Raw genomic sequence first — 10,871 nt, forward strand, 5'->3', positions numbered from 1 at the left:
CGCCACGGGCGACATCGGTTCGACACGTCCGAAAATGACTACCCGACGACCGGCCTTACCCGACCGGGAGGCGCTTTCCCTCGTTAGTGGACGGACCCGCTGACAACCCGCGACGACGTCACCCGTGCGGGCGGCCCGCTCACCCCGTCGGCGGGCCGGGCGCGGGTGCCTGCGCGCTGCCCGCCGCCCCGTACTGCCCGGACTTGCCGTCCACCTGCTCGGCCAGCGCCAGCACCGCGGCCACCCGACCGGCAGGCAGGTCCACGTCGTCCACAGTGGACAATACCGAGGTGGCGGCGGTGTCCGCGCGGACCACGCCCACCGCGCCGGTGCCGTCCGCCGAGCCCGCGCCGCCCGCCAGCACCGTACCCGCGCCGGAGCGGTCCACCTGGGCGGCGAACCGGGCCACGGTCGCCGCCCGGTCGCCCGCCCCGCGTCCGGTCGCGGCGCCGCCGGTGAGCACCACGGCCAGCTGCGCGGGCTTCAGGTCGGGCGCCGCCTTGACGAACCCGCCGTCGGACAGCCCGGTCAGCGCGGCGGCCGTCTCCTCCGGCGAGGCCTGCGGCTTGTTGTCCTCCTTGCTGATCAACAGCAGCGGCCCGAGCAGCCCGCCTGCCAGCGTGCCCGGGTCGGACACGGTGGGCAGCTGCACGCCCGCGGGCAGCAGCCGGGTCACGATGTCCTTGAGCTGGTCGCCCCGGGACGGGTCGACGAACGCGTCGGTCAGCTGCAGCTCGCCGGTGACCGAGCCGCCCGCCGCCTCCACCAGCGCCCGGACCGCGTCCCGGTCGGCCGGGCGCGCGTCGGCGGTGGTGACCAGCACGACGGTCCGCTTGTCCAGCACGCCGCGCACGGTCGCGGGCGCCACCGCCCCGGTGAACGCGTTCGCCGCGTCCAGCCGGGCATCCAGCGCGGTCCGCTCGTCCTGCAGCTCGGTGACCTGGCGGCCGAGGTCGGTGTTCTCGTCGTTGAGGCCGGACAGCAGCGACCGGCTCAGCGTGGTGGACCCGAGCACGACGCCCACGGCCAGCGCCAGGAACACCGCGGCGACGGTGATGATGTGGTAGCGCAGCGAGATCACGCGAACAGCCCCCTCAGCCAGGACAAGCAGGAGCGCACGACACCGGTGACCCAGTCGCCGTAGGCGGCGCCCACGCCGGACACCGCCACCGCCGCCACGATCGCCAGCACGGCCGCCGCGACCAGCAGCGTCACCGCCAGCGCGGACACCCGGCTGCGGTGCAGGGTCGCCACCGCCTTGCCGTCCACCAGCCTGCTGCCCAGCCGCAGCCGGGTCAGGAACGTGGACGGGTTGGAGCCGGAGCGGCCGCGGTCGAGGAACTCGCGCAGCGTGGCCTGGAAGCCGACGGTCACCACCAGGCTCGCCTCGTGCGTGTCGGCCAGCAGCAGCGCCAGGTCCTCGGAGTTGCCGGAGGAGACGAACGGGACCGCGTGGATCCCCAGGTCCTGCACGCGCGACAGGCCCGGCGTGCGGGCCTCGCCGTGCGCGGGCAGCACGAGCTGCGCGCCGCCGCGCAGGGTCTCGGTGGAGATCCCGTCCGGGTCGCCGACGATCACATCCGGCCGGTGCCCGGCCAGCCGCAGCGTGTCCGCCGCCGTCTCCACCCCGATGATCACCGGCCGGTGCTCGCCGATGTACCGCCGCAGCGCCCGCAGGTCGTCGGCGTGCCCGTTGCCCGGCGCGACCACCAGCACCTGCCTGCCGCGCATCGGCACCGGCAGCTCCGGCACGCCCAGCCCGTCGAGGATCATGGTGCGCTCCCGGCGCAGGAACTCGATGGTGTTGGCGGAGAACGCCTCCAGCTGCGCGGACATCCCCGCCTTTGCCTCGATCATCTGGTCCGCCACCGACTCCGGCGTCTGCCGGGTCCCCCGGGCGACCTCGCGGTCGCCCGCGTACACGCCGCCCTCGTGCAGCCGCAGCCTGCTGCCCTCCTTGATCACCCGCAGCGCCTCGGCCCCCACCCCGTCGATCAGCGGGATCCCGTTGTCCACCAGGATCTCCGGCCCCAGGTTCGGAAACCGCCCCGAGATCGACGGCGACGCGTTGACCACCCCGACGACCTCCGCCCGCAACAGCGCGTCGGCGGTCGCGCGGTCCAGATCGAGCTGGTCGAGCACGACGATGTCACCGGGCGAGAGCCTGCGCAGCAGATCCCCGGTCCGCCGGTCGACCCGGGCGATACCGGTGACCCCGGGCTGCGGTGGGTGGGCGCGGCTGAGCAATCCGGGCAGCTTCATGTCACCGATGGTGACAAAACCACTGCGGTTAGTCCGTTCGCCACGCCGCACTGGTCCAAACAGACCAGTGCGGCCAGGATTCACCCGACCGAGCACAGTGCAGCACGGTGCGTCGACCGGTGTAGATCAAGCTGTGGTCAGCGGCCCCGCTTCTTGCGTCGCGGACGGGGGCGGCCGCTCAGTTCCCAGTCGTGCTTCTCGCCGTCGGCCAACGACAGGAGTTCCTCCGCGTGGGCGCGGCCGGTCTCCGTCGATTCCATGCCCGCCAGCATGCGCGCGAGCTCGATCACCCGTTGTTCATCGCTGAGCGCACGGACATCCGAGCGCGTCACGCCGCCCTGCATGCCCTTGTCGACGATCAGGTGCCGGTCCGCGAACGCCGCCACCTGCGCCAGGTGGGTCACCACGATCACCTGGTGGCTGCGCGCCAACCGGGCGAGTCGGCGCCCGATCTCCACCGCCGCGCGGCCGCCGACACCCGCGTCGACCTCGTCGAACACCAGTGTGGGTACCGGGTCGGAGTGGGCAAGCACGACCTCGATGGCCAGCATGACCCGGGACAGCTCACCGCCGGACGCGCCCTTGTGCACCGGCAGCGGCTGCGCCCCGTCGTGCGCGACCAGCAGCAGCTCCACGTCGTCCACGCCGTCCGGGCCGGCGTGCAGGGTCTGCCCGCCGACCTCCAGCGCGTACGGGTCGTCGGGCTCGGCCTGCCGCGGGCGGACCGAGATCTGCACGCTGGACTGCCCCATGGCCAGCCCGCCCAGCTCGTCCGTGACCGCCTTCGCCAGGTCCTCCGCCGCCTCCACGCGCGCCGTGTTCAGCCGGGCGGCCAGCTCGGCGAGCCGGACCGCCAGCGCGGACTTGCGCGCGGCCAGCTCGCCGAGCGCCTCCTCGGAGGTGTCCAGCCCGGAGAGCTTGTCGACCGCGTCGCGCGCCCAGGCCAGTACGCCGTCCACGTCCGCCGCGTACTTGCGGGTCAACGACTTCAGCTCGGCCTGGCGGGCCAGCACCCGCTCCAGCGCGGCCGGGTCGGCGTCCAACGCGTCGAGATAGCCGGTGAGCTCGGCGCCCACGTCCGTCAGCAGCACCGCGGCCTCGGCCAGCCGGGGTTCGAGGTCACGCAGCCGCGCGTCCTCGGACGCCGCCAGCCGACGCTGTGCCTCGCCGATCAGGCCGAGCGCGCCGGGCGCGTCCGGGTCGCCGTCCGGCGAGCCGGACACCGCGTAGCCCGCGCCGGTCGCGGCCTCGCGCAGCTGGTCGGCGTCGGCGAGCCTGCGGGCCTGGTCGACCAGCTCGGTGTCCTCGCCCGGCTGCGGGTCGACGGCGGTGATCTCCTCCAGCCCCAGCCGCAGGATCTCCGCCTCGCGCGCCAGCTCCCTCGACCGCCGGGTGCGGTCGGCCAGCTCGTGCGCGACCGCCAGCCACTCCTCGCGGACCTGCCGGTACTCGCCCAGCACGTCCGACACGTCGGCGCCTGCGAACCGGTCGAGCACGCCGCGCTGCTCCGCCGGGCGCATCAGCCGCAGCTGGTCGTTCTGCCCGTGCACCGCGATCAGCTGCTCGGCCAGGTCGGACAGCACGCCCACCGGCACCGAGCGGCCGCCGACGTGCGCGCGGGAGCGGCCGTCGGTGCTGACGCTGCGCAGCGCGATCAGCGTCCCGTCGTCCTCCGGCTCGGCCCCGGCCTCGGTGGCGACCCGGGCGGCCGGGGAGCCGTCCAGCCCCTCGAACCGGCCCTCGACCACGGCCTTGGTCTTGCCACTGCGGACCCGCGACGCCTCGCCCCTGCCGCCGGACAGCAGGTGCAGCCCGGTGACGACCATCGTCTTGCCCGCACCGGTCTCCCCGGTCACCACCGTGAAGCCGCGGTGGAGCTCCAACGTGGCCTCGTCGATGACGCCGAGGTCCTGGATGCGCATCTCGGCTAGCACAGGGCGCACCCTAGCGTCTGGTGCCGACAGCGGTCAGCGCCCGCCCACCGGATCACCGCGACCGCCAGCCGTGCACGGGTAGCGCGAACTTGTCGACAAGACGGTCGGTGAACGGATCGTCACGCAACCGGGCCAGCCGCAGCGGCAGCCTGCCGCCGCGCACCTCCACGTGCGTGCCGGGCGGGGTCTCGTAGGTGCGCCTGCCGTCGCAGCACAGGACCCCGGGCTGGCCGTCGGGGTCGATCGTCACGCTCACCACCGAGCGCGGCGACACCACCAGCGGCCGGGAGAACATGGCGTGCGCGTTGCTCGGCACCACCAACAGCGCCTGCACGTCCGGCCACACGATCGGCCCGCCCGCGGAGAACGCGTACGCGGTCGACCCGGTGGGTGTGGCGCAGAGCACGCCGTCGCAGCCGAAGGACGACACCGGGTGGCCGTCCACGTCGATGGTCACGTCCAGGATCCGCTCCCGGGTGCTCTTCTCCACGCTGGCCTCGTTGAGCGCCCACGTGTCGGCCAGCACCTGCCCGTCCAGGGTCGCGGTGACGTCCACGGTCATCCGGTCCTCGACCAGGTAGCCCTGCTCCACGACCAGCTCGACCGCCTCGGCCAGCGCGTCCGACTCGGCCTCGGCGAGGAACCCGACCCGGCCCAGGTTGACGCCCAGCACCGGCACTCCCACCGGGTGCGCCAGCTCGGCCGCGCGCAGCAGCGTGCCGTCGCCGCCGAGCACGAACACCAGCTCCGTGCCCGCCGCCGCGTCCGGGCCCAGCGGCACGACCCGCCGGTAGCAGGACGGGTCGAGGTCCGGGGCCTCGTCCTCAAGGACCCGCAGCCGCACGCCCGCGGCCGCGAACCAGCTCGCCACCTTCTCCGCGACGCGCCGGTTGGCGCCCCGGCCGGTGTGCACGACCAGCAGGATCTCCCTGGGTGCGGTCATCGCGGCCCCTCCTCCACGGCGGACTCCACCAGTGCCGTCACCTCGTCGTCCGGCAGGGGTTCGCCCCGCCGCAGCCAGGCGAAGTACTCGACGTTGCCTGCGGGGCCGGGCAGCGGGCTGGCCACCACGCCGTGCGCGCGCAGGCCCAGCTCGCCCGCGGCCTTGAGCACCCGGGCGACGACCTCGACCCGCAACGCCGGGTCGCGCACCACGCCGCCCGCGCCGAGCCGCTCCTTGCCGACCTCGAACTGCGGCTTGACCATGGGCAGCAGGTCGGCGTCCCGACCGGCGCAGGCAGCCAGCGCGGGCAGCACGAGACGCAGCGAGATGAACGACAGGTCGGCCACCACGAGGTCGACGGGACCGCCGATGTCCTCGCGGGTCAGCGACCGGACGTTGGTCTTGTCCAGCACGACCACGCGCTCATCGTTCTGCAGCCGCCACACCAGCTGGCCGCGGCCGACGTCGGCGGCCACCACCTGCCGGGCGCCACGCCGCAGCAGCACGTCGGTGAACCCGCCGGTCGAGGCCCCCGCGTCCAGGCAGCGCCTGCCGTCGACCGGGACGTCGAACGCGTCCAGCGCGCCGATGACCTTGTGCGCGCCGCGCGAGGCCCAGTTCGGGTCGTCGACCAGCTCCCGGACCACCACCGGCGCGTCGGTCTCGACCCCGGTGGCGGGCTTGGTGGCGACGGTGCCGCGCACGGTGACCCGCCCGTCCGCGATCAGCTCACTGGCGTGCTCACGCGACCGGGCCAGGCCCCGCCGGACCAGTTCGGCGTCCAGCCGCGCCCTCCTGGGCACCGCGTCAGACCTTGTCGATGGTGGCCAGCGCGGCCGTCAGGGCCACGTGCACCTCGTCGAACCGCGCCACGTGCTCGGCCACCGGCACCTCGTCGAGCCCGTCGAGACCCGCGACCGCCGCGGCGATCGCCTCGTCCCGGGCGGGCTCCCGGGGCGGACCGGGGACGGGGGTGAACTCCACCTGCACTCCTCCACGCTATCCGATCGGCGCGCCCGCGCGGGCTCACCGCGAGCCGGTGAGTCCGAGCTCCCCCAGGGCGGCGTGCTCCCCGGTGACGGTGAGCCGGGCGGGGGCAGCCCAGCATACGGCGCACAGGGCACGCAGCAGGTCCAGCGGGTCGCCTGCACCGCGCACCGCGACCCGGTCGCCGTCGACCCTGAGGTCCCAGCCCGGCTTGGGCCCGAACTCCAGCTCGGCCGCGGGCCGGGTGACGGCACCCGCGTCGGCGGCGACGTAGGTGGGGCGCTCGTGCTCGCCCGCGTCGATCAGGTCGGCGGCGGTGGAGACGCCGGTGAGCACGAGCAGCGAGTCGATCCCGGCGGCGACGGCACCCTCGATGTCGGTGTCCAGGCGGTCGCCGACGACCAGGGGCTTGCGCGCGTGCGCGGCCTTGACGGACTCGGCCATGAGCGGGATCGCGGGCTTCCCCGCCACGACGGGCTCGTGGTCGGTGGCGACCCTGAGGGCGTGGACGAGGGAACCGTTGCCCGGCAGGAGACCGCGCTCGGTGGGGAGGGTCCGGTCGACGTTGCAGGCGACCCAGAACGCGCCCGCGCGGATGGCGATCGCGGCTTCGGCGAGATCGGCCCAGTCGAGGGTCTGCGAGAGGCCCTGGACGACGGCCTTGGTGTCGGGGCCGGTCCGGCGCACCGGGGTGAGGCCGACGGCGGTGACCTCGGCGGCCAGGGCGGCGGTGCCCAGGACGAGTACCTCGGTGTCCTTGGGCAGCTTGTCGGCCAGGACCGCGGCGCCCGCTTGGGCGCTGGTGCTGACCTCCTCCGGGTCCGTGTGGATGCCCAGGTTCGTGAGGTGGGTGGCCACTTCCTTGGGGGAACGGGAAGCGTTGTTGGTGACGAAGCGGATGGTGGTGTGGTTGTCGCGGGCCGCTTGGACGGCGTCGACGGCGGAGGGGATGACCTGGCCGCCGCGGTAGATGGTGCCGTCGAGGTCGAACAGCAGCGCGTCGTAGGCATCCAGTAGGCGGTCGGCCATCACACCGTCCAATCGAGTCTGCCGGGGCTCCCGCCGCGCACGGCTCGCCGGGGTGTGGTGGTGTCGGGCTTGAGTGGCCGAACGGTGACTGCCCGGAGGCCGTGGGGCGCCTTGCTGTCGTGGTGGGACAGCAAGGCGGTACGGGCTCCGGGCAGTCGGTCAGGCATCGGGGCGATCGGTTGCGTCCGGTGTGGACGCTTCGGTCTGCGATTCGACAGTGGACGGAGTGTCGGCGGAATCCGGTTCTGCCGGGGAGTTCGGCGACGGTTCCACGGTGGACTCGGCTTGAGTGTCCACAGTGGAGTAGTCGTCGTCTGCCGGGGCGTCCTCGATTTCCAGGGTTTCGCCGGGGAGGGCGGCGGCGACCTCGGACTCGTCGGCGCCGAGGTCGAAGGCTCGTTCGGCGGCGTCGGTCTCTTCGTCGTCGTCGGCCTGGGCGGCGTGCAGGAACCACTGGATGGATTCCTCGGTGCGGCCCGCGGCGGCGAGGTTGTCGGCGTAGGCGTAGAAGAGGCGGGCGCTCCATGGGTCGCGGCGCTTCGGGTCCAGGTCGGGGCCCTGGAGGCCGACGACGGCGGCCTCCAGCTGACCCATGTCGCGCCGGGCGCCCGCGGCGACGATGCGCAGCTCGACGGCGACGTCCGTGGGCAGGTCGCGGCCCGCTTCCTTGGCCAGTTCGAGGGCGCGCTCCGGGCGGCCCAGGGCGCGCTCGCAGTCGGCCATGACGGCGATGTGGGCGTTGCCGCCGCTCATCCGGCGCACGGCCCGCAGCTCGGACAACGCCTCGGACCACTCGCCCGCGTGGTACGCGGTCAGCCCGGCAGCCTCCCGCACCACGGCCACCCGCGACGCCCGCTCCCGGGCGTACCTCGCGTGCGCCAGCGCCAGCTCGGGCTCCTCGTCGATCAGCATGCCCGCCGCCACCAGGTGCTTGCCGACCAGCTCGGCCAGCGACTTGGGCAGGCTCCGCAACCCGGCCCGCGCCTCGACATCCAGCGCGGAGTAGTCGGCGCCCTCGGGCACACGCGGACCGCCGCCCTCGACGGGAGACACCTCGCGGTCGTCGCGCCGGAAGCCGCGGTCATCCCGATCACGGTCACCACGCCCGGCGTCGTCACGCTCGTCCCGGTGGCTGGGGCGCTCATCCCGGCCACGGCCATCCGCACCACGCTCGCGGCCACCGCGCTCGTCCCGGCGGTACCGGTCATCCCGGCCGCCGGACCGGATGTCGTCACCATCGCGATCCCGACCGCCGGACCCGCCGCGTTCACGGCCACCGCGCCCGGCGTCATCACCGTCGCGGTCATCGCGGTCGCGGTCATCGCGGTCGCGGTCATCGCGGTCGCGGTCATCGCGGTCGCGGTCATCGCGGTCGCGGTCATCGCGGTCCCGGGCATCGGTCCCACGGACGCCACGGTCGGTGCCATCGCGCTCGGCCTGACCACCACGGCGGAGGTCATCGCCGTCCCGGTCATCCCGGTCGTCGGCGTCATCGCGGTCATCGGCGTCGGGCCTGCCGTGTGCGTCGCCGCCACGGTCGGACCGGCCGTCGCGCGCAAGGTCGTCGCCGTCACGGGCGTCGTCGTCGCGGGTGGTCCGGCGGTCGGTGGCGGTGACCTCGGTGAAGTTCGCGGAGCGGGTCAGGTCGGAAGCGTCGGGTCGGGAAGCGGTTTCCTCGGACCGGGCCTGCTTGCCCTCGGCCAGGAAGTCCTCGACCTGGAACTCGTCCGCCTGGGCGTCAGTCCGAGCGTCGGCCTTGCCGTCCTGCTGATCGGCGTCGCGGGACCACGATCCGCGCTCGCCGCCGTCACGCGAGCGGAAACCGCCACGGTCCGAGCCGCCACCGGGGCGATCGTCACGGGGACGAAAACCGCCGCGGTCGGAGCCACCACGAGTGCGGTCGTCGCGCGAGCGGTCGGAGCCACGGTCGTCGCGGGATTGGAAGCCGCCACGGGGGCGGTCGTCACGCGAGCGGAAGCCACCTCCGTCACGCGGGCGGAAGCCACCTCGGTCGGAGTCACGCGAGCCACGGTCGTCACGGGGACGGAAACCGCCGCGATCGTCGCGCGAGCGGTCATCGCGAGGCCGGAAACCACCGCGATCGGAGCCGCGATCGTCGCGCGGGCGGAAACCGCCGCGGTCCGAATCGCCACGGGGGCGGTCGTCACGAGGACGGAAGCCACCGGAGTCACGCGGGCCACGGTCGTCACGAGGACGGAAACCGCCGCGATCGGAATCGCCGCGCGGGCCTCGGTCATCGCGCGGGCGGAAGCCACCGCGGTCCGAATCGCCACGGGGGCGGTCGTCACGAGGGCGGAAACCGCCGCGGTCGGAGCCGCGATCGTCACGGGGACGGAAGCTGCCGCGATCGGAGTCACCACGAGAACGGAAGTCGCCGCGGCCTTCACGTGACCCGGAGCGATCGGAAGCGTCGCGGTTCCCGCGGAAGCCGCCGCGGTCGTCGCGGGTACGGGAGTCGCCGCCCGATCTGAAGCTGCCGCGGTCTCCTCGATCGTCGCGGAAGCCACCGCGGCCCGAGTCCGAGCGGTCGTCACGGCGACCCTGAGTCGAGCCGGAACGGTAGCCGCCACGGTCGGAGTCCGACTTGTAACCGCCGGAGTTCGCGCGGAAGTCGCCGCCGCGGTCGGACTTGCCGCGCGGGCGGTCGTCGCGCGAGCGGAAGCCGCCGCGATCGGAGTCCGAGCGGTTCGAGTTCGAGCGGTAGCCGCCGGAATCGGAGCGGTAGCCGCCCGCGGAATCCGAGCGGGAGCCACCCCGGTTGCCGCCGGTCGAACCCGAGCGCGAACCACCGCGGTCGGAGTCGGAACGGAACCCACCGGACGAGCCCGAGCGCGAACCGCCGCGGTCGGAATCAGAGCGATAGCCGGACGAGCCCGAGCGGGAACCACCGCGGTCGGAGCCGGAACGGTAACCGCCGGACGAACCTGAGCCGGAGCCGCCACGATCGGAGGACCGGTAGCCGCCGGTGGAGCTCGACCGGGAGCCACCGCGATCGGAGTCCGAGCGATTCGAGTCCGAGCGGAAGCCGCCGGAGCGGGAGCCTCGGTCATCGCGGGAGCGGTCGCCGGTGTCGCGGGGGCGGTAGCCGGAACGGGAACCGTCGCGGTCGGAGCCTGCTCGGTAGCCACCCCGGTCCGGGGAGGGGCGGTAGCCGCGGTCCGAAGAGTTGGCGCGGGGGGTGTCGCGGCCCTGGCCGCGGTGGCCGCGGTCCTGGTCGCCGTCGCGACGGCGACCGCCGCTCTCGTTGTCGCCGCGGTCAGTGCCGCCGCGTCGCCCGAACTCCGACACTGTTGATCCTCCCGCGTGCGGGGATACCCGCGACATACACTACCGACACCGAAAGGGCCTGTGGTCTGGGGCACGTTGTACGTGCCCCACCACAGGCCCTTTCGGGAATGTAAAGTCCGGCGGCGTCCTACTCTCCCACACCCTCACGAGTGCAGTACCATCGGCGCTGGTGGGCTTAGCTTCCGGGTTCGGGATGGGACCGGGCGTTTCCCCACCGCTATGACCGCCGTAACACTATGAAACAATCCAACCACCATCAGATCGTGGTCGGTGTCTCAGATACCGTACAGTGGATGCGTAGCATGTTTGTTGTAAGCCCTCGGCCTATTAGTACCGGTCGACTCCACCCCTTACAAGGCTTCCATCTCCGGCCTATCAACCCAGTGGTCTAGCTGGGGGCCTTAACC

The 10,871-nt window shown here is 73.6% G+C and carries 9 protein-coding genes and 2 rRNA genes; 1 reads left to right on the top strand and 10 read right to left on the bottom strand.

Going from position 1 to position 10,871, the window contains the following annotated elements; all coding sequences use genetic code 11:
* Positions 1-139 precede the first annotated feature (139 nt).
* From C503_RS0129865 to C503_RS0129900, 8 genes are all read right to left on the bottom strand, one after another.
* Positions 140-1,081 (bottom strand): copper transporter, encoded by a 942-nt coding sequence (locus C503_RS0129865; RefSeq protein WP_018685900.1) that lies wholly within the window; start codon positions 1,079-1,081, stop codon positions 140-142.
* Entirely contained in the window at positions 1,078-2,262 is a 1,185-nt protein-coding gene (steA, locus tag C503_RS0129870) for a putative cytokinetic ring protein SteA (protein WP_018685901.1), read from the bottom strand. The genes C503_RS0129865 and steA overlap by 4 nt, the downstream gene beginning before the upstream one ends.
* Positions 2,263-2,399: 137 nt before the next feature.
* Complete coding sequence (gene recN / locus C503_RS0129875) at positions 2,400-4,205, bottom strand: DNA repair protein RecN (protein ID WP_156893614.1); 1,806 nt, start codon at positions 4,203-4,205, stop codon at positions 2,400-2,402.
* 43 nt (positions 4,206-4,248) lie between these two features.
* Positions 4,249-5,139: an NAD kinase gene (locus C503_RS0129880; RefSeq protein ID WP_018685903.1), complete on the bottom strand. Its 891-nt coding sequence runs from the start codon at positions 5,137-5,139 to the stop codon at positions 4,249-4,251.
* Positions 5,136-5,942, bottom strand: a complete 807-nt coding sequence (locus C503_RS0129885; protein ID WP_018685904.1) for a TlyA family RNA methyltransferase — start codon at positions 5,940-5,942, stop codon at positions 5,136-5,138. Before C503_RS0129885 ends, C503_RS0129880 begins: the two co-directional genes overlap by 4 nt.
* Positions 5,943-5,946: 4 nt before the next feature.
* Positions 5,947-6,123, bottom strand: a complete 177-nt coding sequence (locus C503_RS47005) for a hypothetical protein (protein WP_018685905.1) — start codon at positions 6,121-6,123, stop codon at positions 5,947-5,949.
* A gap of 42 nt (positions 6,124-6,165) precedes the next feature.
* A complete protein-coding gene (locus C503_RS0129895; RefSeq protein ID WP_018685906.1) occupies positions 6,166-7,155 on the bottom strand; it encodes an HAD-IIA family hydrolase in 990 nt (329 codons plus the stop codon).
* 159 nt (positions 7,156-7,314) lie between these two features.
* On the bottom strand, positions 7,315-8,208 hold the full coding sequence (locus C503_RS0129900; protein WP_156893615.1) for a tetratricopeptide repeat protein: 894 nt from the start codon (positions 8,206-8,208) through the stop codon (positions 7,315-7,317).
* Positions 8,209-8,283: 75 nt separating this feature from the next.
* On the opposite strand from C503_RS0129900, the gene C503_RS0129905 reads away from it, so the two are divergent.
* Entirely contained in the window at positions 8,284-9,567 is a 1,284-nt protein-coding gene (locus tag C503_RS0129905) for a hypothetical protein (protein ID WP_018685908.1), read from the top strand.
* Positions 9,568-10,578: 1,011 nt separating this feature from the next.
* Here the strand turns inward: C503_RS0129905 and rrf are convergent.
* Together rrf and C503_RS0129915 are read right to left on the bottom strand one after the other, a co-directional pair.
* Positions 10,579-10,695, bottom strand: a 5S ribosomal RNA gene (gene rrf / locus C503_RS0129910).
* Between the two features lie 75 nt (positions 10,696-10,770).
* Positions 10,771-10,871 (bottom strand): 23S ribosomal RNA (locus C503_RS0129915); the annotation flags it as partial.

The sequence above is a fragment of the Actinokineospora enzanensis DSM 44649 genome, assembly GCF_000374445.1.
Taxonomy (GTDB): Bacteria; Actinomycetota; Actinomycetes; order Mycobacteriales; family Pseudonocardiaceae; genus Actinokineospora; species Actinokineospora enzanensis.

Excerpts from the sequence above, each read along its gene's own strand:
- C503_RS0129895 (WP_018685906.1), bottom strand. The coding sequence starts at position 7,155 with ATGGCCGACCGCCTACTGGATGCCTACGACGCGCTGCTGTTCGACCTC.
- C503_RS0129880 (WP_018685903.1), bottom strand. The coding sequence starts at position 5,139 with ATGACCGCACCCAGGGAGATCCTGCTGGTCGTGCACACCGGCCGGGGC.
- steA (WP_018685901.1), bottom strand. The coding sequence starts at position 2,262 with ATGAAGCTGCCCGGATTGCTCAGCCGCGCCCACCCACCGCAGCCCGGG.